Annotated in this window: 30 protein-coding genes and 1 tRNA gene; 1 reads left to right on the forward strand and 30 read right to left on the reverse strand. The window is 64.6% G+C overall.

The genetic code is table 11. The annotated features are described in order from the left end of the window. Nucleotides 1-55: 55 nt before the first annotated feature. On the reverse strand, nt 56-1,081 hold the full coding sequence (gene nusA, locus JS533_RS02510; RefSeq protein ID WP_241512978.1) for a transcription termination factor NusA: 1,026 nt from the start codon (nt 1,079-1,081) through the stop codon (nt 56-58). A gap of 77 nt (nt 1,082-1,158) precedes the next feature. On the opposite strand from nusA, the gene JS533_RS02515 reads away from it, so the two are divergent. Then, nucleotides 1,159-2,199: a hypothetical protein gene (locus JS533_RS02515; protein WP_241512979.1), complete on the forward strand. Its 1,041-nt coding sequence runs from the start codon at nt 1,159-1,161 to the stop codon at nt 2,197-2,199. A 7-nt stretch (nt 2,200-2,206) separates the two neighbouring features. Here JS533_RS02515 and arfA read toward each other — a convergent pair whose 3' ends face one another. The 29 genes from arfA to rpsS form a co-directional block, all read right to left on the reverse strand. Then, nucleotides 2,207-3,757 carry an arabinosylfuranosidase ArfA gene (gene arfA / locus JS533_RS02520; RefSeq protein ID WP_241512980.1) on the reverse strand — a complete coding sequence of 517 codons (1,551 nt, stop codon included), beginning with the start codon at nt 3,755-3,757 and terminating at the stop codon, nt 2,207-2,209. A gap of 295 nt (nt 3,758-4,052) precedes the next feature. Next, nucleotides 4,053-4,137, reverse strand: a tRNA-Ser gene (locus tag JS533_RS02525). A 230-nt stretch (nt 4,138-4,367) separates the two neighbouring features. Further along, nucleotides 4,368-5,168, reverse strand: coding sequence for a transglutaminase family protein (locus JS533_RS02530; RefSeq protein ID WP_241512981.1), 801 nt, complete (start codon nt 5,166-5,168; stop codon nt 4,368-4,370). Nucleotides 5,169-5,275: 107 nt separating this feature from the next. Next, nucleotides 5,276-7,468, reverse strand: coding sequence for a circularly permuted type 2 ATP-grasp protein (locus tag JS533_RS02535; protein ID WP_241512982.1), 2,193 nt, complete (start codon nt 7,466-7,468; stop codon nt 5,276-5,278). A 190-nt stretch (nt 7,469-7,658) separates the two neighbouring features. Beyond that, nucleotides 7,659-8,582 carry a tRNA pseudouridine(38-40) synthase TruA gene (gene truA, locus JS533_RS02540; protein ID WP_241512983.1) on the reverse strand — a complete coding sequence of 308 codons (924 nt, stop codon included), beginning with the start codon at nt 8,580-8,582 and terminating at the stop codon, nt 7,659-7,661. A 179-nt stretch (nt 8,583-8,761) separates the two neighbouring features. Further along, nucleotides 8,762-9,238: a 50S ribosomal protein L17 gene (gene rplQ / locus JS533_RS02545; protein WP_241512984.1), complete on the reverse strand. Its 477-nt coding sequence runs from the start codon at nt 9,236-9,238 to the stop codon at nt 8,762-8,764. Between the two features lie 87 nt (nt 9,239-9,325). Beyond that, nucleotides 9,326-10,321, reverse strand: a complete 996-nt coding sequence (locus tag JS533_RS02550) for a DNA-directed RNA polymerase subunit alpha (RefSeq protein ID WP_219059227.1) — start codon at nt 10,319-10,321, stop codon at nt 9,326-9,328. A gap of 84 nt (nt 10,322-10,405) precedes the next feature. Further along, complete coding sequence (rpsK, locus tag JS533_RS02555; RefSeq protein ID WP_033493949.1) at nt 10,406-10,807, reverse strand: 30S ribosomal protein S11; 402 nt, start codon at nt 10,805-10,807, stop codon at nt 10,406-10,408. A gap of 88 nt (nt 10,808-10,895) precedes the next feature. After that, nucleotides 10,896-11,273 (reverse strand): 30S ribosomal protein S13, encoded by a 378-nt coding sequence (gene rpsM, locus JS533_RS02560; protein ID WP_094730286.1) that lies wholly within the window; start codon nt 11,271-11,273, stop codon nt 10,896-10,898. Nucleotides 11,274-11,422: 149 nt separating this feature from the next. Continuing rightward, a complete protein-coding gene (gene rpmJ / locus JS533_RS02565; RefSeq protein WP_003814578.1) occupies nt 11,423-11,536 on the reverse strand; it encodes a 50S ribosomal protein L36 in 114 nt (37 codons plus the stop codon). A 21-nt stretch (nt 11,537-11,557) separates the two neighbouring features. Beyond that, nucleotides 11,558-11,776, reverse strand: coding sequence for a translation initiation factor IF-1 (gene infA / locus JS533_RS02570; protein ID WP_006295254.1), 219 nt, complete (start codon nt 11,774-11,776; stop codon nt 11,558-11,560). A gap of 156 nt (nt 11,777-11,932) precedes the next feature. After that, nucleotides 11,933-12,496 (reverse strand): adenylate kinase, encoded by a 564-nt coding sequence (locus JS533_RS02575; RefSeq protein WP_241512985.1) that lies wholly within the window; start codon nt 12,494-12,496, stop codon nt 11,933-11,935. Between the two features lie 190 nt (nt 12,497-12,686). Continuing rightward, nucleotides 12,687-14,024 (reverse strand): preprotein translocase subunit SecY, encoded by a 1,338-nt coding sequence (secY, locus tag JS533_RS02580; RefSeq protein ID WP_241512986.1) that lies wholly within the window; start codon nt 14,022-14,024, stop codon nt 12,687-12,689. A 278-nt stretch (nt 14,025-14,302) separates the two neighbouring features. Beyond that, nucleotides 14,303-14,761, reverse strand: coding sequence for a 50S ribosomal protein L15 (rplO, locus tag JS533_RS02585; protein WP_241512987.1), 459 nt, complete (start codon nt 14,759-14,761; stop codon nt 14,303-14,305). 2 nt (nt 14,762-14,763) lie between these two features. Further along, the gene (rpmD, locus tag JS533_RS02590; protein ID WP_033493939.1) at nt 14,764-14,946 is read right to left on the reverse strand and encodes a 50S ribosomal protein L30; all 183 of its coding nucleotides are present in this window, start codon (nt 14,944-14,946) and stop codon (nt 14,764-14,766) included. Between the two features lie 3 nt (nt 14,947-14,949). Continuing rightward, nucleotides 14,950-15,684: a 30S ribosomal protein S5 gene (gene rpsE, locus JS533_RS02595; RefSeq protein ID WP_241512988.1), complete on the reverse strand. Its 735-nt coding sequence runs from the start codon at nt 15,682-15,684 to the stop codon at nt 14,950-14,952. Next, nucleotides 15,681-16,052 (reverse strand): 50S ribosomal protein L18, encoded by a 372-nt coding sequence (rplR, locus tag JS533_RS02600; RefSeq protein ID WP_241512989.1) that lies wholly within the window; start codon nt 16,050-16,052, stop codon nt 15,681-15,683. Before rplR ends, rpsE begins: the two co-directional genes overlap by 4 nt. Nucleotide 16,053: 1 nt before the next feature. After that, complete coding sequence (rplF, locus tag JS533_RS02605) at nt 16,054-16,593, reverse strand: 50S ribosomal protein L6 (protein WP_033493932.1); 540 nt, start codon at nt 16,591-16,593, stop codon at nt 16,054-16,056. Between the two features lie 17 nt (nt 16,594-16,610). Next, the gene (gene rpsH, locus JS533_RS02610) at nt 16,611-17,009 is read right to left on the reverse strand and encodes a 30S ribosomal protein S8 (protein ID WP_241512990.1); all 399 of its coding nucleotides are present in this window, start codon (nt 17,007-17,009) and stop codon (nt 16,611-16,613) included. Nucleotides 17,010-17,099: 90 nt separating this feature from the next. After that, a complete protein-coding gene (locus JS533_RS02615) occupies nt 17,100-17,285 on the reverse strand; it encodes a type Z 30S ribosomal protein S14 (protein WP_004114370.1) in 186 nt (61 codons plus the stop codon). A 1-nt stretch (nt 17,286) separates the two neighbouring features. Beyond that, complete coding sequence (rplE, locus tag JS533_RS02620) at nt 17,287-17,859, reverse strand: 50S ribosomal protein L5 (RefSeq protein WP_033493927.1); 573 nt, start codon at nt 17,857-17,859, stop codon at nt 17,287-17,289. Then, the gene (rplX, locus tag JS533_RS02625; RefSeq protein WP_219059234.1) at nt 17,856-18,191 is read right to left on the reverse strand and encodes a 50S ribosomal protein L24; all 336 of its coding nucleotides are present in this window, start codon (nt 18,189-18,191) and stop codon (nt 17,856-17,858) included. Before rplX ends, rplE begins: the two co-directional genes overlap by 4 nt. A gap of 1 nt (nt 18,192) precedes the next feature. Further along, the gene (gene rplN, locus JS533_RS02630) at nt 18,193-18,561 is read right to left on the reverse strand and encodes a 50S ribosomal protein L14 (RefSeq protein ID WP_219059235.1); all 369 of its coding nucleotides are present in this window, start codon (nt 18,559-18,561) and stop codon (nt 18,193-18,195) included. A 91-nt stretch (nt 18,562-18,652) separates the two neighbouring features. Beyond that, nucleotides 18,653-18,913 carry a 30S ribosomal protein S17 gene (gene rpsQ / locus JS533_RS02635; RefSeq protein WP_033493921.1) on the reverse strand — a complete coding sequence of 87 codons (261 nt, stop codon included), beginning with the start codon at nt 18,911-18,913 and terminating at the stop codon, nt 18,653-18,655. Further along, entirely contained in the window at nt 18,913-19,170 is a 258-nt protein-coding gene (gene rpmC / locus JS533_RS02640) for a 50S ribosomal protein L29 (protein ID WP_033493919.1), read from the reverse strand. Before rpmC ends, rpsQ begins: the two co-directional genes overlap by 1 nt. Beyond that, complete coding sequence (gene rplP / locus JS533_RS02645; RefSeq protein WP_033493917.1) at nt 19,170-19,589, reverse strand: 50S ribosomal protein L16; 420 nt, start codon at nt 19,587-19,589, stop codon at nt 19,170-19,172. The genes rpmC and rplP overlap by 1 nt, the downstream gene beginning before the upstream one ends. Before the next feature lie 4 nt (nt 19,590-19,593). Next, a complete protein-coding gene (gene rpsC, locus JS533_RS02650) occupies nt 19,594-20,403 on the reverse strand; it encodes a 30S ribosomal protein S3 (RefSeq protein WP_241512991.1) in 810 nt (269 codons plus the stop codon). A 2-nt stretch (nt 20,404-20,405) separates the two neighbouring features. After that, nucleotides 20,406-20,765, reverse strand: a complete 360-nt coding sequence (gene rplV, locus JS533_RS02655) for a 50S ribosomal protein L22 (RefSeq protein WP_033493913.1) — start codon at nt 20,763-20,765, stop codon at nt 20,406-20,408. A gap of 17 nt (nt 20,766-20,782) precedes the next feature. After that, nucleotides 20,783-21,061 (reverse strand): 30S ribosomal protein S19, encoded by a 279-nt coding sequence (gene rpsS / locus JS533_RS02660; RefSeq protein WP_003814508.1) that lies wholly within the window; start codon nt 21,059-21,061, stop codon nt 20,783-20,785. Nucleotides 21,062-21,073 lie beyond the last annotated feature (12 nt).

A 21,073-nucleotide genomic window follows, 5' to 3' on the forward strand; every position in this document is an offset into this window, starting at 1 on the left:
ACACACCCGAAAGTTGCGGTGCCGCACCGACCGTCGCGGTGCGGCTCGACCCGTGTTACTCCGCGGACTGCTGCTTCTTGGCGTGCGCCTCGGCGGACTCGATGCCGATCTTCCAGCCGGTGAGCTTGGCGGCCAGACGCGCGTTCTGGCCCTCCTTGCCGATGGCCAGCGACAGCTGGTCGTCGTGGATGAACGCGATCGCCGTCTTGTTCTTCTCGCTGATCACCTGCACGCCGGTCGCCACGGCCGGGGACAGCGCGGAGGCGACGAACTTCGCCGGATCGGCGGACCAGTCGACGATGTCGATCTTCTCGGGGCCGAGGTTCTCCATGACCGCACGCACACGCGCGCCGCCGGGGCCGATCAGCGCGCCCTTCGGGTTGACGCCGTCGGTGTTGGCGCGCACCGCGATCTTGGTGCGGGCGCCGGCCTCGCGGGCGATCGCCATGATCGACACGGCGCCGGAGACCAGTTCCGGCACCTCGCGTTCGAACAGCTGACGCACGAGCTCCGGATGGGAGCGGGAGACGACGATCTCCGGCCCCTTGAGTCCGCGGGCCACGTTCACGACGTACACGCGCAGACGCTCGCCGTGACGGTAGCGCTCGCCCGGCACCTGCTCGCGACGGGGCAGGATCGCCTCGACGTCGCCGATGGCGATGTGCACGTTGGTCGGATCCTTGACGTCCTGCTGGACGATGCCGGTGACCAGCTTGCCCTTCTGGCCGGAGAACGCGCCGAAGACGCGGTCGTCCTCGGCCTTGCGGAACAGCTGGGTGAACACCTGGCGCGCGGTGGCGGCGGCCAGTCGGCCGAAGTCGCGCGGGGTGTCGTCGTATTCCTCGCCGAGCGTCGGGGCGGGATGCGGGTTCTCTTCGGTGGGCTCGCCGGGGATCTCGTCCTGGGCCCAGACGGTGAAGGTGCCGGCGCGGTTGTCGAGTGCCACTCGGGCGTGCTTGGCGGCGTGGGGGGTTTTCATGTATGCGAGGCGCAGCGCCTCGGACAACGCCTCATCCAGCGCTTCGGGATCGATTCCCTGCTCTGCGGCGAGTTGATGCATTCCTGACAGGTCAAGTTCCATGGTTCAAGACCTCCTATATGAAGTTATTCCGAGCGCAGGGGCCCTATGGTCACAGTCAGATATTAGTGTAAGGGCTTATGCAGACACGTCAGGAGGATCGTTTGGCCTGTTCGCCGCTCGTTGCGCGCCTTGTCGCGACGGCCGTCACGCTTGCGGCGACGTTGTCGCTGTCCTCCTGCGCAGCCCCGCGTTTCGTCGGACGCGCCGAATCCGAACAGGCTCCGAGCGCCTGCGAAAGCGCATATTACAGCGCCTCCGACGCGACCGCCGTATCCTCCGCCGGCAGCGGCTGGCCGGCGGTCCGGCGGTATCTGGCCGCGCGTTCGGCCGCCTCCGCATGGATCGAGGTCGCCGCGCAGTGCACGGAACGCTTCTCCGAGGGCGTGATCCGCGCCGCGCAGTCGCAGCATACGGCCGCCGTGCTCGGCGATCGGCTCGGTCTGGACGACGGCGGGACGAGTGAGACGCATACGGACGACGCGCAGGCGGACGATACGGTACAGTCCGACGACGATGCCGGCGTCACGTCGGCCGATCTCGCACCGGCCGACATCACGTCGACCGCCGCGAACGCCGCGCATGACCTGACCGGCGTCGACGATCTGTCCGTCGACGCGTCCGTGCTGTCGTCGATGGCGCTGGCCGAGGACCGCGCCGGTTTCGTCGTCGAGATACTGACGGCCCGCGGCAACGACGACGACGCGACGCTCGCGCTGTCGTCGATGCACAAGTCCGCCGGCGAACGTCTCGTCTCGCTGTCCGGCGTCGCGCCGGCCGACGATCCACGGCAGAAGACGTACGACGTCAGCCAGCTGGTCGCGCATCCCGACGGCATCGCCGATCCGGCGACCGGCCTGGCCGCGCCGACGCTGGCCGTGGCCGAGATCAACTGCGCGCGCGAGGAGCTGGCCGCCCTCTCCCCCGGCGGCGTTGCGGGAACGTCCGCGTCGTCATCGGCCTCATCGAGCGCGTCTGGAGCGTCCGCGTCCTCGTCCCTCAACGGCGAAGCGCGCGAACAGACCGCATCGCTGCGTCTGCTCGCGCGCTTCGTCGCATCCCGCGCCGCCCGCGCCTTCTCGTACGGCTATCCCGCCTTCGATCAGGCCCTGTTCGGCTGAGATCGCGTCACTTGACGCGGATCGCGGTCCAGGAGACCGGCGGCAGGGTCACGCGCACGGTGCCGGCGGCCGCGTCGAACGCGACGGAATCGTTGGCGTGCAGGGTGACGCGGTTCTGATCGTCGAGCGTGTTCTTCGCGTCGATGTCGTCCTCGTGCAGCGTCTGAGCCTCGGCCGCCGCGTACGATGCGCCCTTCGGCAGCGCGATCTCGAACTCGTTGGACTCGTCGAGCGAACGGTTGACGACGAACACGTTGATCGAGCCGTCCGCGCCGCGCACGGCCACGGAGTTGACGGTCGGCACCTCGCCGTACTTGGCGGTCTCGTAGGTGCCGGAGGCGAGCTTCGGCTCGAGCACGGTGCCGCCCTTGGCGAGCTTGGCGGTGAGCGAGAACGGGTAGAACGTGGTCTGGCGCCAGGCCGGGCCGCCCGGTTCGGTCATGATCGGCGCGATCACGTTGACGAGCTGCGCGAGGCTGGCGGCGTGCACGCGGTCGGCGTTCTTGAGCAGCGTGATCATGAGGTCGCCGAAGACGACGGCGTCGGCCGCGGAGTAGATGTCCTCGAGCAGGCGCGGGGCGACCGGCCAGTTGCCGATGCCGGCGGGGTTCCTGCTCTGCTCCTCCTGCTGGTACCACACGTTCCACTCGTCGAAGGAGATGTACACCTCGTGCTTGCTCTTCAGGCGCGCCTTGGTGGCGTCGATCGCGGCGGCGACGTCCTTGATGAAGCCGTCCATGTCGACGCCGGAGGCGAGGAAGCTGGCCATGTCGCGCGTGCCGTCTGCCTTGCGGCCGGGGAAGTAGTAGGCGTGGCAGGAGACGAAGTTGACGTTGTCGTACGTCTTCTGCAGCACGGTCTCCTCCCACGTGCCGAAGGTCGGCATGGAGTGGGCGGAGGAGCCGCACACGACGAGTTCGACGTCCGGGTCCATCTGACGCATGCCGGCGGCGACGGACGCGGCGAGCGTGCCGTAGTCCTCGGCGGTCTTGTGGCCGAGCTGCCACGGGCCGTCCATCTCGTTGCCGAGGCACCACATGCGGATGTCGAACGGCTTGTCGGCGCCGTTCGCGCGGCGCTCCTCGGACAGCTTGGTGCCGCCGGGGATGTTCGCGTATTCGAGCAGGTCGAGGGCCTCCTCGAGGCCGCGCGTGCCGAGGTTCACGGCTTCCATCAGCTCGTTGCCGCCGGTCTTCTCGAGCCACGAGGCCATCTCGTGCAGACCGAACTGGTTGGTTTCGGTGGAGTGCCAGGCCAGGTCGAGGCGACGCGGACGCTCCTCCTTCGGGCCGACGCCGTCCTCCCAGCGGTAGCCGGAGACGAAGTTGCCGCCCGGGTAGCGGATGGTGGTCGCGCCGAGCTCCTTGACCAGGTCGATGACGTCCTGGCGGAAGCCGTCCTGATCGGCCGTGGGATGGCCGGGCTCGTAGATGCCGGTGTAGACGCAACGTCCGAGATGTTCGACGAACGAGCCGAAGATGCGGTCGCTGACGGGGGCGACTTCGAAGTCGTTGTCGACGACGAGGCGGGATTCGCCCGCCGATGCCTGCTGGGTCATGCTGCTCCTTTGCCTGTGCCGCCCACGTGCTGGCACGCCGGCGCGGCTGGTTGTTCCTTATCGGCATATCGCCGCACTGCACCCCGTCGGCAATATGTACCGATACATATTCTATAGCGGCCAACACCACGACACACGGCGTTTTTACAACGATGTACCGGTCATGTCGGCAAGCACTGCAGACGCATCCGACTCACACGAATCGCACTGGCAGAAACCGCCACGAAGGACCCCGGCCGAGCCCATGGCCACGGAGACGAAAAAGGCCCGGAACCGAAGTTCCGGGCCTCAAGGGCGGATAGGGCGAGATTCGAACTCGCGGAGGGGTTAGCCTCACACGCTTTCGAGGCGTGCTCCTTAGACCGCTCGGACACCTATCCATTCGCTGCATAAGCAACTTGTCTATTATAAGGCGATTCGCCATTTACGCAAACGCAACCGGCCGCCGGGCGTGTCGGGCAAATCGCAGCAATCGTACCGCCGGCTTCGCGCCCACCGTCACCGCATCGCACCGCGCGCAATCGCACTGCGGTCATCATCACAGCACGCATCAGGCACCGCGGCCGTCGACGTGTACGTTAACGCGCCCCCGCCGCGAGCCCGTCCATCGTCACAGCCGCTGCTCGTGCACCGAGGCGTTCACCCACTGGCTCTGCTTGACGTTGTATCCGGAGAAGATGCCGATGTCGAGCATGCAGTCGCGGTAGTCGCGACCGTGCGCGATCGTGATGTAGTTGTCGTCGACCATGCGGTTGTGCGTCGGATCAAGGCCGATCCAACGGCTGTCGTGGTAGATCTCGACCCACGCGTGCGTCGCGCCCTCGCCGCCGAGCAGGCCGGCGATGTAGCGCGCGGTGAGTCCCACGTGACGGCACACCGAGAGCATCACATGCGCGTAGTCCTGGCACACGCCCTTGCGCTGGGCGAGCGCCTCCTCGGCCGTGGTGCGGATCGTGGTGGAGGCCGGCGTATACGTGAACGCGTGGAACACCTCGTCCATCACCTCGCGCGCCTGGTCGATCGGCGTCGCGTCGATCGGCAGCGCGGACAGGCGGATCCGGCACATCTCGATCATCTTCTCGATGCACGGGCCGGGGATCGTCAGCGCGGAGTTGAACCGGTACAGCGGCTTGTAGATCTCCGGCTTGATGTGCTCGTTGTCGACGAATGCGATGCCTTTGACGGAATAGCTGAACAGGTCATGCGGTTCGGGGATGAACCCGGTCATCACCACGGAGTCGAAGGAGTCGATGGTGGTCTCCAGTTCGATCTCCGGCTCGATCTTCACCTCCACGTCGACGACCTGCTGGCGCGGGCCGGTGGCGGGGATGCAGCGGAGCTGGAATCGGTGGTCGGTGACCGGCGAGCTGAACGACAGTTTCATCTCGTAGTCGAACACCAGTTTCTTCATGAATACACGACTCCTCACATGGACGCCTCAAACGGACGAGCTTGCCTCTGCTCACAAAGTCCACTCCAGTCTAGCAGAGGCAAGCCGTTTACGCCGGGCGCCCGCCGTCACGGCCGCTTCGCGTCCATGTTCATCGAGCTGAGCGCGTTCGTGTCCTTGAGTTCGCCGGTTGCGGCGCGCTCGTTGAAGTCGTCGAGGAACGCCTGCAGACGCGCGGTGAGTTCCGGGTAGCCGCGGTCGGGCAGCTGGCCGAGCAGCCAGCTGATGCCCGAGCCGAAGCACTGCGGCAGCGGCATCCCGTCGAGCGCCTTGGAATACGTCTCCAGCTTGGCCAGCGGCGCCTCGAGCTCGTCGGAGGACAGGTGGAAGCGCGTGTACAGGTCGATGCGTTCGAGGTACTTGCCGATGAAGATGAACGCCTTGAGCGTGATGTCGACGGTCGAGTTCTCGACGCCGCCCCAGAACGCGAGCATGTCGTCGGCGATGTCGCGCTGCGAGTAGATGTCCTCCGCGCTGTCGAACTGTTCCGACGCCTCGGTGATGTTGGTCACGGCGAGCTCGATGTACTGCAGCAGGCGCGACGTGAGTTCCGGCCGCAGCACCACCGCGTTGTTGAACGCGGCGACGATCGCGCTGCGCACGGAGTCCGGGTTCGTGCCGTCGTACAGGAACGAGTGGATGAAGCCGTCGAAGTCCTCGAAGTCCTCGGGCAGGTCGAGCGCCTTGGCGAACGGACGGAACGCGTCCACATCGGTGTCCATCACGCGGTCGTAGAACGGGAAGAACTGGACGAGCGTGGTGAACGCACGTTCGGTGTAGCGGCCGAGCCAGTACAGGTTGTCGGCCTTCGATGCGGTGACGAGCGAGAGCGTGTGCTTGCGCGAGTGCGGGATCAGGTTCACCGAGGCGACCGACTCGCTGCGCTGCACGGTATGCGCGTGCGATTCGCTGCCGTTCTCGGGCGCGAGCACCCACGTGTCCTTGAAGCCGCCGCCCTGCGACGAGTTGACGATCATCTGGCCGGGCACCGACGAGTAGCGGGTGAGGCCCGAATACCACACGTGCGTGTTCTGGCCGGTCACGACGAACGCGCGCAGGTCGGCCTTGCGCGGGCTCGCCTCGCCGGTCTTCGGGTCGATCACGTCGATGTCGCGGAACTGGATGACCTCCTGCGCGATGAACCGGCGCGGCTCGGCCTTGATCCGGTCGGCCAGCTCCTCGCGGGCGGCGTGGTCGAGCGAGGAGCCGAACACGACGCCGTAGCCGCCGGCCTCGGCCACGTCCTTGATGACCAGTTCGCCGATGCGGTCGAGCACCTCCTTGCGATCCTTCTCGAACATCGGCATGTACGTGGGCGCGTTGTGCAGGATCGGCTCCTCGCCGAGATAGTACTTGATCATCTGCGGCACGAAGTAGTAGATCGCCTTGTCGTCGGCCGCGCCGTTGCCGGGCGCGTTGATGATCGCGACGTTGCCGGAGCGGTACGCGCTCAGCAGTCCGGGCACGCCGATCACCGAGTCCGGATTGAACGCGAACGGGTCGAGATACTCGTCCGACAGCCTGCGGTAGACCGCGCCGACGCGATGCTTGCGGCCGGCGTAGTCGAGGAAGTACAGCTTGTTGTCGACGACCTCGAGATCCTCGGGGAACGCCAGCGCCGCGCCGGTCTTCTCGGCCAGGTACGCATGCTCGAAGAACGCCGAGTTGTAGCGGCCCGGGGTGAGCACCACGGCGATGCCCTCGGTGGAGACGAAATCCATCGCCTTGCGCAGCAGGCGCGGATAGTCGCGGTTGTCGCGCACGTGCACCTCGCGGAACAGCTTCGGGTTGGTGCGGCGTTCGATGTCGCGGGCGAACAGCGGGTAGCTCGCGCCGGACGGGATGCGCAGGTTGTCCTCGAGCACCCACCAGCGGCCGTCCTCGCCCTGCACGAGGTCCTCGCCGGCGATGTGCGCGAAGATGCCGCCGGGAGGGGTCACGCCGTTGACCTGCGGGAAGTAGCCGGCCGACGTGTACACGTATTCCTCGGGGATGACGCCGTCGTGGATGATGCGCTTGTCGGAGTAGATGTCCTTGAGATACGCGTTGAGCGCGTTGACGCGCTGCTTGAGGCCCGCTTCGAGCCGGTCGAATTCGTCGGATTCGATGATGCGCGGAATCGGGTCGTACGGGAACAGGCGGTCGTGGTATTCGCCGTTCTTGTACACGCCGAACCGCACGCCGTTGCGGCTCAGCTCGCGGTTGATCGCCTCGCGCCGGTTGACCAGTTCGCCCGCCAGTTGTAACGCCGATTCGACCATGTCGCACTCCTCGTCTCGTCCGTCCGTTCCCGGGCCGCTCGCCGCGGCACGGGTCGGCGGCAGGCCGTTTCTCGTTGCAAGCGCGCGCTTGCGCCACGGCTGCCGCCATTCATAGGGGTTACGGTAACCCCGCGCGGTTACCGTCCGAAAGCGGGATTGTTACGGCTGTGTTTTATCCAGCGGATGATGCCTACAGCGTGCGTTTGGCGCGGATGGCCTCGGCCCGGGCGGCGAGTTGGTCGTCGGCGGGATATTCGATGTGCTCGAGCGTGAGCCCCTGCGGGGCGATCGGTCCGGTGGAGCCTTCGCGCAACGGCGTCGCCATCTTGCCGGCGAACCAGTCGAGCGAACGTTTGCCGGTGCCGACCTGCACGCAGCCGCCGACCAGCGACCGCACCATGTTGCGGGCGAACGCGTCGGCCACGATCGTGAAGCACAGCAGTCCCGACTCGACGGCCGGCGTGCGGTACCGCTCCCCCATCGCCGCGTCGTCGCCGATGAGCGGACGCGACGGAACGCGACGCCAGTACGCGGTCTTGACCTCGCGGATCGTCGTGCCGCCCGGGTTGGGGGTGGCGAACGAACCGAAGTCGTGCAGACCGATCGTCGTCGCGGCGGCCGCGTTCATCGCGTCGACGTCGAGATCGTCGTCGATGTGCAGCACGAAACCGCGCGTGCGCGGGTCGACTTCGCTCCCGCGGTCGGCGATGCGGTAGACGTACGTGCGTTCCAGCGCGGAGAAGCGCGCGTCGAATCCGTCCGGCGCGGGCGCGATCGAGCGGATCGCGATGTCCGCGGGCAGCAGCCGCTGCAGACGGCGGGTGAGCGCGACGGTCGGCGGCACGTCCATGTGGCCGACCGCGCGTTCCAGGATCTCCGGCGACACGTCGACGTGACAGACCTGATGGCTGGCGTGCACGCCGGTGTCGGTGCGACCGGCGACGACCAGCCGCAGTGGTTCGGCCTGAGCTTCGGGCGCGGACGGGTCGTCGGGCACGCGCAGGATCTTGTGCAGAGCGGCCTCGATCTCCCCCTGCACGGTGCGCAGTGCGGGCTGCTTCGCCCAGCCGTAGAATCCGCCGCCGTCGTATGCCAAGTCAATCCGCAGTCTCATGAGGCACCATCATACATAATGGGCACTTTGCATTTTGGCGTATATGCGGCCGTCGTTGGCGTGTCCGTGCAGTCCCGGAATCGCGCCGCTGCGAGTTTTCCAGGTCCTCATACGACGAGGGGTCGGGAACCCTTGCGGATTCCCGACCCCTCGTATCGTGGTCTAGCGGAACGCTAAGCTCACTCGGCGTTCTCGGCCGGAGCCTCGGTGGCCTCGGCGGCGGCCTCAACCGGCGCGGCGGTCTCCTCGGCAACCTTGGTCGCGGCTTCGGCTTCCTTCACGACGGCCTTCTTGGCGACCGGCTCGGTGACGAGCTCGATGATCGCGGCCGGAGCGGAATCGCCCTTGCGCGGGGCGATCTTCACGATGCGGGTGTAGCCGCCCTCGCGCTGCTCCATCTGCTCGGCGATCTGCGTGAACAGCACGTGCACGACGGACTTGTTGCGGATGACGCGCATCACGCGACGGCGGGAGTGCAGATCACCGCGCTTCGCGAAGGTGATCAGGCGCTCGGCCAGCGGACGGAGGCGCTTGGCCTTCGGCAGCGTGGTGACGATGCGGCCGTTCTGGAACAGGCTGGTGGCCATGTTCGCGAGCATCAGGCGCTCGTGAGCCGGGCTGGACGCCAGACGCGGGCCCTTCTTGGGTGTAGGCATGTTAACTCCTTGATTGCTTTGCCGGACTCAGGTGGGCATCGGCCCGAACGTCCGGGTCCGGCAAGGCGGTTGGTCAAAAAACGGCGATCACTCGTCTTCGGGCGAGTAGAAGGTGCCGCCTTCGAGGTTGGTGGTGTCGAAGCCCAGCGGGGAGGCCTTGAGCGACAGACCCAGGGCCTGCAGCTTCTCCTTGACCTCGTCGATCGACTTCATACCGAAATTGCGGATGTCGAGCAGATCCTGCTCGGTGTGGTTGACCAGTTCGCCGATGGTGTGGATGCCCTCGCGCTTGAGGCAGTTGTAGCTGCGCTGCGTGAGGTTGAGATCCTCGATCGGCACGGCCATCTCGGGGTTGCTCTCCTCGGCGACGGGCGCCGGGCCAACCTCGACGCCTTCGGCCTGCGTGTTGAGCTCGCGGCACAGGCCGAAGAGCTCCACGAGGGTCGAACCGGCGGAAGCCACCGCGTCACGCGGCGAGATGGCGGGCTTGGTCTCCACGTCCAGGATGAGCTTGTCGAAGTCCGTGCGCTGTTCCACACGGGTGGCCTCGACCTTGTAGCTCACCTTGAGCACCGGGGAGTAGATCGAATCAACCGGGATACGGCCGATTTCGCCGTTGTCCTGCTTGTTCATCTGCGCGGTGACGTAGCCGCGGCCGCGTTCGACCGTGAACTCGATCTCGAGTTCGCCGTCCTCGGCCAGGGTCGCGATGTGCAGATCCGGGTTGGCGATGGTCACGCCGGCAGGCGGGGTGATGTCACCCGCGACTGCTTCTCCTTCGCCGCTCTTGCGCAGATACATGACGACCGGCTCATCGTACTCGCTGGTGAGCACGATGCCCTTGATGTTGAGCAGGATCTCGGTGACGTCCTCCACGACGCCCGGCAGAGTGGTGAACTCATGCAGGGCACCGGAGATGCGCACCGAGGTCACGGCTGCGCCCGGGATCGAGCTCAGGAGCGTGCGGCGCAGGGAGTTGCCCAGCGTGTAGCCGAAACCAGGCTCAAGAGGCTCGATCGTGAAACGGGAGCGCTGCGGGTTGATGACTTCCTCAGTCAGTGTCGGACGCTGTGCGATAAGCACTATGTTATCCTTTCAGCTTCTGGTCGGTGGTGCACTCACCGACCGAGCAAGCGACTTTGGATTGGTTGCTTCGCCTGACTGGAATCAGACGCGGCGGCGCTTCGGAGGACGAACGCCGTTGTGAGCCTGCGGGGTGACGTCGGTGATGGAACCGACCTCGAGACCGGCGGACTGCAGGGAGCGGATGGCGGTTTCACGACCGGAACCCGGGCCCTTGACGAACACGTCGACCTTCTTCAGACCGTGCTCCATCGCCTTGCGGGCGGCGGACTCAGCGGCCATGCCAGCGGCGTACGGCGTGGACTTACGGGAGCCCTTGAAGCCGACATCGCCACCGGACGCCCAGGACACGACGGCGCCGGACGGGTCGGTGATCGAGATGATCGTGTTGTTGAAAGTGGACTTGATGTGAGCCTGGCCAACCGGGATCGACTTGCGGTCGCGGCGACGGACAGGCTTACGAGCGGCTTGCTTTGCAGCTGCCATTGATCCTCGTTTCCTAGTACGAACTTGTTTGACAGCCCGGACGATGGGGCCCGCGAGGGGCTCCCGTGGCCCGGGTCAAGCCACCCTATTACTTGGTGGCCTTCTTCTTTCCGGCAACCGTGCGCTTCGGGCCCTTGCGGGTGCGGGCGTTGGTCTTGGTGCGCTGGCCACGCACGGGCAGGCCACGGCGGTGGCGGATGCCCTGGTAGCAGTTGATCTGGATCTTGCGACGGATATCCGCATCGATTTCACGACGCAGATCGCCCTCGATCTTGTAGTTGCCCTCGAGATAGTCACGCAGCGTGATGAGCTGCTCATCCGTCAGATCCTTGACGCGGGTGTCCGGATTGATACCGGTCGCGGCAAGCGTTTCCTTCGCACGGGTGCGACCCACACCGAAGATGTAGGTGAGGGCGATCTCGATGCGCTTCTCATTGGGGATGTCGACTCCGGCAAGACGTGCCATTGCGATTCCTTCTGTGTTCCGCAGGTCGTGCACCGAGTCGTCCGGTCTCCCGGCCCGGGCCTGCGTACCCGGGGTTCAGACGTTGTTCTCGGGAGAACATCGCCTGTGACTCAGCGCCTGTATTCCTTGTGTGCCGCTGGAATCTGCTCTCAGCCCTGACGCTGCTTGTGGCGCGGGTTCGTGCAGATCACCATGACGCGGCCGTGACGACGAATCACGCGGCAGTTTTCGCAGATTCGCTTGACACTAGGGCTGACCTTCATGGTTTTCCTTTGCTTGTACCTTTACTTGTAGCGGTACGTAATACGTCCGCGGTTCAGATCGTACGGGCTCATTTCGAGCACCACGCGATCCTGCGGCAGGATGCGGATGTAGTTCTTACGCATCTTGCCGGAAATCGTGGCGAGCACGATGTGCTTGTTCTCGAGCTGGACGCGAAACATCGCGTTCGGCAGCGCTTCCACTACCTGACCTTCGACTTCAATCACACCGTCTTTTGCCATGAGCCTCGTGATCCGTTCCTTGGGACAATTACCGTTGACGTGCCCGAAGGCACACCAACGATCAACTATACACGAAAACGGGAATCGCAACAATCGGCGTGTCGCAATCCCCGTTTTGGTGAGTCTATGCTATTTCGGCTATTGCGGCTATTCCGCTCAGGCCTCGAGCGCCTTGACGATGTTCGCCTGGATCACATCGATCTCGCCGACGCCGTCGATGGCGACCAGCTGGCCACGCTGCTTGTAGATGTCGAGCAGCGGGGCGGTCTCCTTCGCGTAGGTGGCGAGGCGCTTGGCGATGGCCTCCGGGGTGTCGTCGGAACGGCCCTGCTCCTGGGCGCGCTTGGCGATGCGCTCCATGAGCACGTCGTGGTCGGCGTCGAGGGCGACGACCTTGTCGAGCGGGGTGCCGAGCTCCTCGAGCATGGCGTCCAGCGCCTCGACCTGGGAGGCGTTGCGCGGGTAGCCGTCGAGGATCCAGCCGTTCTTGGCGTCGTCCATGGCCAGACGGTCCTTGACGATCTTGTTGGTCAGCTCGTCCGGGACCAGTTCGCCCTTGTCGGTGTACTTGAGCGCCTCGAGGCCGAGCTCGGTCTTGTTCTTGATGTTGTAGCGGAAGATGTCGCCGGTGGAGATCGCCGGAATGCCGAAGTGCTCGGCGAGCAGCGCGGCCTGGGTGCCCTTGCCGACGCCCTGCGGGCCCATGATGAGAAGACGCATGTCTTTGTTCCTTTCGTGATTGTCGGGTATGGGAACCCCCTCAGTCCGCTGCACGCTGACAGAGGGGGTTCAATGCAGATTGTTGGTAGGAAGTCGAAAACGGATGGCTCCGTCGTCGGACAGTCCAGTGGACTGTCCGACTCCTCGCGCGGCCGCCTGCCAAGCGGGCGGCCGCGAGCCGAAACAATCCTTACTTGCCTTCGACGTGATCCACGTTCTCGAGCAGGAAGCCGGTGTACTGGAACTGCTCGGTCTGGGCCTTGGCCTGACGCAGCGTGTCAAGGCCGACGCCCGCGATGATCAGGATCGTGGTGCCGCCGAACGGCAGCTTGGTGTTCAGCTCGAGCGCCATGATGAGCACGGTCGGGATGAGCGCCACGAACAGCAGGTAGACGGCGCCGACGGTGTTCAGACGGTTCATCACGTAGCTCAGGTAGCGGCTGGTGGCGCTGCCGGCGCGGATGCCCGGGATGAAGCCGCCGTACTGCTTCATGTTGTCGGCGGTCTCGTCCGGGTTGAACGTGATCTCCGTGTAGAAGAAGCAGAAGAACACGATCATCAGCGCGTACAGCGCGATGTACCACACGGACGTCGTGTTGGCGAGGTTGGAGTTGATCCACTTGACCCAGCTCTGGTCCGAGTTGCCGAACTGCGCGATCAGCGTCGGGATGGCGAGGATCGAAGAGGCGAAGATCGGCGGGATGACGCCGGACATGTTGATCTTGAGCGGCAGGTAGGTCGACGATCCGCCGTACATCTTGCGGCCGATCATGCGGCGCGTGTACTGGACCGGGATACGGCGCTGGCACAGCTCGACGAAGTCGACGAAGATCAGGATGACGAGCAGGACGCCGGCGACCACGCCGAACTTCCACCACTCGCCGTCGGTGCCGTTGGTGCCCCAGCCGATCTCCCACAGCTGCGGCAGGAAGCCGGAGCAGATGGACATGAAGATGAGGATGGACATGCCCTGACCGATGCCCTTGTCGGTGATGAGCTCGGCCATCCACATGATCAGGCCGGTGCCGCCGGTCATGATGAGCACCATGACGATGAGGTTCCACACGGAGCCGTCCGGGATGACCTGCGAGCACTGGTAGTTGAACAGCGCGCCGGAACGGGCGGTCACGAGGATCGTGGTGGACTGCAGCACGGCCAGGCCGATGGTCAGATAACGGGTGTACTGGGTCAGCTTGGCCTCGCCGGACTGGCCCTCCTTGTGCAGCGCCTCGAAGCGCGGGATGACGACGCGCAGCAGCTGCACGACGATGGATGCGGTGATGTACGGCATGACGCCCAGCGCGAAGATCGACAGCTGGAGCATGGCGCCGCCGGAGAACAGGTTCACCAGGCCGATGAAGTTTTCGGAAGCGGTCTGCATCTTGCCGACGCATTCCTGGACGACCGAGTACTTGACACCCGGGGTCGGAATGAACGAGCCGATGCGATAAATGATGATCATGCCGAGAACAAACAGGATTTTGTTCCTCAGCTCCTTGGTACGGAAGGCCTGGATTAACGTCCTCACCTGGGTTCCTTTCCTTGTGTGCGCTCCCTGCGCACCCATCCGGACAGACTCTAGTCGTCGAGTCTAGCGTACAGCGTCTACCTCGGCCCCATATCCGAGGGTCCGATGTCCATTATTGATCGTGATCGATCGTGAAATTCGCCGATTGCCGTGACGCTCCCCTGCGCGCCTCCCCGCGCGCGGCGTCGGAGCGTGGATACGAAAACGACCCTCGCCGCACAAGCGGTCGAGGGTCGTTTATCGTATCGCACTGCGGTCGTTTCCCTAGCGGGTAAGGACTACTCCTCGGAAACGGAACCGCCGGCGGCCTCGATCTTGGCCTTGGCGGAAGCCGAGGCCTTGACGCCCTTGATGGTCAGGGCGACGGACAGTTCGCCGTCACCGAGGACCTTGACGGGCTGGTTGGCGCGGACGGCACCCTTGGCGACCAGATCCGCGACGGTGATCTCGCCACCGTTCGGGAACAGCTCGCCGAGCGCGGCCACGTTCACAACCTGGAACTCCTTCTTGAAGGGGCTCTTGAAGCCGCGGAGCTTCGGCAGGCGCATGTACAGCGGCAGCTGGCCACCTTCGAAGCCCGGGCGAACCTGGTAGCGCTTCTTGGTGCCCTTGTCGCCACGGCCCGAGGTCTTACCCTTGGAGCCTTCACCGCGGCCGACGCGGATGCGGTCCTTCTTGGCGCCCGGAGCCGGACGCAGGTCGTGCATCTGCAGGACAGTGGTTTCTTCTTCAGCCATAATCAGTCGACCTCCTCGACGGTGACCAGGTGGCGCACCGTCAGGATCATGCCACGAGTGCTCTTGTTGTCCTCGAGGACAACGCTCTGGCCGATCTTGCGCAGACCGAGGGTCTGGGCGGTGGCGCGCTGCTTGGGCGTGCGGTTAACAAGACCGTGATGCAGGGTGATCTTCAGGTTAGCCATCTATCACTCACCATCCTTCTGCTGGGCCTGAGCGGCTGCGGCGGCTTCCTCGCGGGCCTTGCGGGCCTCGTCGATGCCGGCGGCGCGAGCGCGCAGGAGGGCGTCCGGAGCGACCTCGTTGAGGGACAGACCACGGCGGGCCGCGATCTCCTCCGGATCCTCGAGCTGCTTGAGGGCGGCCACGGTGGCGCGAACCATGTTCACGGCGGTGGCGGAGCCCATCGACTTGGTCAGGATGTCGGTGATGCCGGCGCACTCCATGACGGCGCGGACCGGGCCACCGGCGATAACGCCGGTACCGGGGGCGGCCGGACGCAGGAGCACGGTGCCGGCGGCGTCGTGGCCGATCACCGGGTGGGTGACGGTGCCGCGGACGCGCGGAACGGTGAACATGTGCTTCTTGGCATCCAGCTGGCCCTTGGCGATGGCGGCAGGAACCTCACGGGACTTGCCGTAGCCGACGCCGACGGTGCCGTTGCCGTCACCGACCACCACGAGGGCGGCGAAGCTGAACGTACGACCACCCTTGTGGGTCTTGGAGACACGGTTGATGGTCACCACGCGGTCGAGCAGCTCATCGCCCTGCTTCTCTTCGCGACGGTTGCGACGCTCGCCACGGCGGCCTTCGCCGCGCTGGCCACGACGGGACTTGCGGTCCTCGTTGTTGTTGGTCTCAGCCGCCTCAGTGTTCTGAGTTTCTTCAGCCACTTGGGTTTCCTTCTGAGTTTCGTCGCTCACAGTGCCAGACCTCCCTCGCGGGCGCCCTCAGCGACAGCTGCGACGCGACCAGTGTACTTGTTGCCACCACGATCGAAGACGACGGCCTCGATGCCCGCGGCCTTGGCCTTCTCGGCCACCAGCTCGCCGACCTTCTTGGCGGCTTCGGTCTTGGTGCCCTCGAAACCGGCGAAGTCGGCGGTCAGGGTCGAGGCGGACACGAGGGTGATGCCCTTCGTGTCGTCGACGATCTGCGCGACCATGTGACGGTTGGAGCGGGAGACAACGAGACGCGGCATTTCCGGGGTGCCGGAGATGCGCTTGCGGATGCGAGCGTGACGACGCTTGAGCGAGACCTTCTTGCCCTTACCGAGAATCTGAACGCTCATATCACTTACCAGCCTTTCCAGCCTTGCGCAGGATATGCTCGTCAGCGTACTTGATGCCCTTGCCCTTGTAGGGTTCCGGAGCACGCAGCTTGCGGATGTTAGCCGCAGCCTGGCCGACGGCCTGCTTGTCGGTGCCCTTGACGATCACCGTGTTCGCGTTCGGAACCTCGAACTCGATGCCTTCCGGCGGGTTGACGGTGATGGTGTGGGAGTAGCCGAGCGCGAACTCGATGCTCTTGCCCTTGAGGGTGGCGCGGTAACCGGTGCCGACGATCTGCAGGGTCTTGGCGTAGCCTTCGTGCACGCCCTTGACGATGCTGGCGACGAGAGCGCGGCTCAGGCCGTGCTTCGCGCGGGTCGGACGCAGGTCATCGGCCGGGGTGAGAACAACCTCGTTGTTCTCGACGACGGCGGAGATGCCTTCCGGCATGACGAAGGAGTCGGTGCCCTTCGGGCCCTTGGCGGCCACGGTCTGGCCGTCGATCGTGACTTCCACGCCGGCCGGGATGGCGACGGGGAGCTTACCAATATGCGATGCCATGTGTCAGCTCTCCTTTCTCACCACACGTAGGCGACGATCTCGCCGCCGATGCCACGGTCGAGGCATTCCTTCTGGGTCATCAGTCCCGAGGAAGTCGAGATGATGGCGATGCCGAGGCCGCCGAGCGGCATCGGCAGGGCGTCGGACTTCGCGTAGCGACGCAGGCCCGGCTTGGAAATGCGCTTGATGCCCTGGATGGAACGCTCGCCGTTCGGGCCGTACTTGAGGGTGACCTCAAGAGTCTGGCCGACCTTGGCGTCCTTGGCGGCGAAGTCCTTGATGTAGCCTTCGCGCTTCAGGATCTCGGCGATGTTCTTCTTGAACTTGGAGTACGGCATATCCACGGTTTCGTGCTTAGCCGCGCTCGCGTTACGCAGACGGGTAAGCATGTCTGCGATAGGATCTGTCATTGTCATTTGGGCTTGTTGCCCTTTCTCGCTATGGTTTCCGCCGCCCTCACGCCTGCCGGAGCAGGCGATCGGGCCGCGGACCTTCAGCGTCGATGTTTACCAACTGGACTTCGTGACGCCGGGCAGCTCGCCGCGGTGCGCCTTCTCGCGAAGGCAGACACGGCACAGGCCGAACTTGCGGTAGACGGAGTGGGGACGACCACAAACCTGGCAGCGCGTGTAGGCGCGCACCTTGAACTTCGGCTTGGCGGCCGCCTTGTTCTTCAGAGCGGTTTTTGCCATATCAGTTCTCCTTGAAGGGGAAGCCGAGGTGCTTGAGGAGCACGGAAGCTTCCTTGTCGTCCTTGGTGGAGGTCACCACGGTGATGTCCATGCCGCGCTGGTGATCGATCGAATCCGGATCGATCTCGTGGAACATGGACTGCTCGGTGAGACCAAAGTTGTAGTTGCCCTGGCCGTCGAACTGCTTGCCGTTGATGCCGCGGAAATCGCGGATACGCGGCAGGGCGAGGGTCAGGAGGCGATCCAGGAACTCCCACATGCGGTCGCCACGCAGGGTGACGTACGCACCGATGGCCTGGCCCTCACGCAGGTGGAACTGCGCGACGGACTTCTTGGCCTTCGTGATCTTCGGCTTCTGGCCGGTGATCAGCGTGAGATCCTTGACAGCGCCCTCGATGAGCTTGGAGTCACGCGCAGCGGCGCCGACGCCCATGGAGACGACGACCTTCTCGATGCGGGCCACCTGCATCGGGTTGGAGTAGTTGAACTCCTTCTCGAGCTCGGGGATGATGACGTCCTTGTACTGCTGCTTCAAGCGCGGAGTTGCCGGCGCTTCGACGGTAGCATCGGTCATGCCAGCTCCTTTCCGGACTTCTTGGCGACGCGCACGCGCACGGTCTTCACCTTGCCGTCACGAGCCTCTTCCTTCACCACAATGCCGACGCGGGTCGGCTTCTTGGTCTCCGGGTCGATGACCATCACGTTGGAGCGATGGATCGGAGCCTCGACGGAGACGATGCCGGCCTGCTGGCCCTGCTGCGTGGCGCGAACGTGCTTCTTGACGATCTGCACGCCCTCGACGATCAGGCGATCGTCGGCCAGCACGCGGGTGACCTTGCCTTCCTTGCCCTTGTCCTTGCCGCGGATGACCTTGACCAGGTCGCCGCTCTTAATCTTGGCTGCCATGTCAGATCACCTCCGGGGCGAGGGACACGATGCGCATGAAGCGCTTGTCGCGCAGCTCACGAGCGATCGGTCCGAAGATACGAGTGCCCTTCGGTTCACGGCCGGAGCCGAGAATGACGGCGGCGTTCTCGTCGAACTTGATGTAGGAGCCGTCCACGCGACGGTTCTCCTTGACGGTGCGGACGACGACGGCCTTGACCACGTCACCCTTCTTGACCGACCCGCCAGGGATCGCATCCTTGACGGAGGCGACGATCACGTCGCCGAGGCCGGCATAGCGTCGCTTCGATCCGCCGAGCACTCGGATGCAGAGGAGTTCCTTCGCACCCGTGTTGTCGGCGACATGAAGCCGCGTTTCCTGCTGAATCATTGATTCTCCTTAGCCGAGCTGGTTCTCCCCAAGCACCCCGCCCACCTGTACGAGCATGGGCGGGGTGACTCGCGGAGCCTAGCCGAACTTGTTACTTGGCGCGCTCGATAATGCTCTCGAGACGCCAACGCTTGGTCTTGCTCAGGGGCCGAGTCTCCATAATACTCACGAGGTCGCCAACGTGCGCGTCGTTGTGTTCATCATGGGCCTTGACCTTCTTGGTGGAACGAACGACCTTGCCGTACAGCGGGTGGGTCGAACGCTGCTCGAGCTCGACGGTGATCGTCTTGTCCATAGCCTCGGACACGACGTAACCGCGACGAACCTTGCGGAAGTTACGCTCTTCAGCCATTACTTCTCCTCAGCTTTCGTATCGGATGCCTCGGGCGCCTGGCTGATGCCGAGCTCACGCTCGCGCAGGACGGTGTACATCCTGGCGATGTCGTGCTTGACCGCCTTGAGGCGGGCAGTGTTCTCGAGCTGACCAGTCGCGTGCTGGAAGCGCAGGTTGAACAGCTCTTCCTTGGACTTCTTGAGGAAACCTTCGATCTCCTCGTTGGTCTTCTCGTTCAGATTCTTGATTGCATAATCAGCGGTACCGACTGCCATCAGATATCACCACCTTCACGCGCAATAACGCGGCACTTCATCGGGAGCTTGTCGATGGCGCGGCGCAGGGCCTCGCGAGCGACATCCTCGGAGACGCCACCGATCTCGAACATCACGCGGCCGGGGCGAATGTTGGCGATCCAGAACTCCGGAGTACCCTTACCGGAACCCATTCGGGTGCCCAGCGGCTTCTTGGTCAGCGGGCGATCCGGGAAGATCGTGATCCACACACGGCCACCACGCTTGATGTAACGGGTCATGGCGATACGAGCCGCCTCGATCTGGCGGTTGGTGACGTAGGCCGGAGCCAGCGCCTGAATGCCGTAATCGCCGAAGGCGATCTCGTTGCCGCCCTTGGACATGCCAGAGCGGACCGGACGATGCTGCTTGCGGTACTTAGTCCTCTTCGGGATAAGCATCAGTTCACTCCTTCGTTTCCGTTGCGGCAGGAGCCTCGGCGGCGGCCTCGGCCTTCGGGGCCTCGGTAGCCTGCTGGGCGGCAGCACCACGGTTGCCACGGCGCGGGCGGCGATCGCCACCACGGCGGCCGGGACGGCTGTTGTTCTGCTGAGCCTGCTGCTCTTCGAACTCGCGCTCGGTCATATCGCCCTTGTAGATCCACACCTTGACGCCGATGCGGCCGTAGGTGGTCTTGGCCTCGAAGAAGCCGTAATCGATCAGGGCGCGGAGGGTCTGCAGCGGAACGCGGCCCTCGCGGTAGAACTCGGAACGGCTCATTTCCGCACCGCCGAGGCGGCCGGAGAGCTTGATGCGGATGCCCTTGGCGCCGGCGCGCATCGCGTCCTGCTGAGCCTTGCGCATCGCGCGACGGAAGGTCACGCGGTTGGTCAGCTGTTCGGCGATGCCCTGAGCGACGAGCTGGGCGTCCAGAGCGGCGTTCTTCACCTCGAAGATGTTGAGCTGGACCTGCTTGCCGGTGAGCTTCTCGAGCTTGGCGCGAACCTTCTCGGCTTCGGCGCCACGGCGGCCGATCACGATGCCCGGACGGGCGGTGTGGATGTCCACACGCACGCGGTCGCGGGTGCGCTCGATCACGATGCGGGACACGCCCGCACGCTCGAGGTCCTTGTTCATTTCCTTGCGGATCTTGTCGTCTTCGAGAACGAAGTCGCTGTAGCGTTCGCCGGGCTTGTTGGAATCAGAGAACCACTTGGAGCGGTGGCTCTCGGTGACGCCCAGACGGTAGCCAAAGGGATTGATCTTCTGACCCATCTTTAGCGGGCTCCTTCCTTGGTAGCAACGACGACCGTGATGTGGGAGGTGCGCTTGTTGATACGAGCGGCACGGCCCTGGGCGCGGGCGCGGAAACGCTTGAGCGTCACGCCTTCGTCCACGTAGGTCTCCTTGATGACCAGGTCGTTCTCGCGGAACGGCTCGCCGGCCTTGTCGGCCTTCACGCGAGCGTTCGCGATGGCGCTCTCGAGGACCTTGCGAACCGGCAGGGACGCGTCCTGGGGAGCGAACTTGAGGATGGTGACGGCTTCGGTCGCCTGCTTGCCGCGGATGAGGTCGACCATGCGGCGAGCCTTGCGCGGCGTCACGCGGACGTGACGAGCGATTGCTTTAGCTTCCATGTTCTATTCCTTATCCTTTAGCGGCGGGCCTTCTTGTCGTCCTTCACATGACCCTTGAAGGTCTTGGTCGGGGCGAACTCACCGAGCTTGTGACCGACCATGGCCTCGGTGACGAACACCGGGACATGCTTGCGGCCATCGTGAACAGCGAACGTGTGTCCGATGAAATCAGGGGTGATCATCGAACGGCGGGACCACGTCTTGATGACGTTCTTGGTGCCCTTCTCGTTCTGCTCGTCGACTTTCTTCTGCAGGTGGGCGTCGACGAAGGGGCCCTTCTTGATGCTACGAGTCATCTACTCGACACT

It is taken from the genome of Bifidobacterium amazonense (assembly GCF_018555435.2).
In the GTDB taxonomy this organism is placed as follows: Bacteria; Actinomycetota; Actinomycetes; order Actinomycetales; family Bifidobacteriaceae; genus Bifidobacterium; species Bifidobacterium amazonense.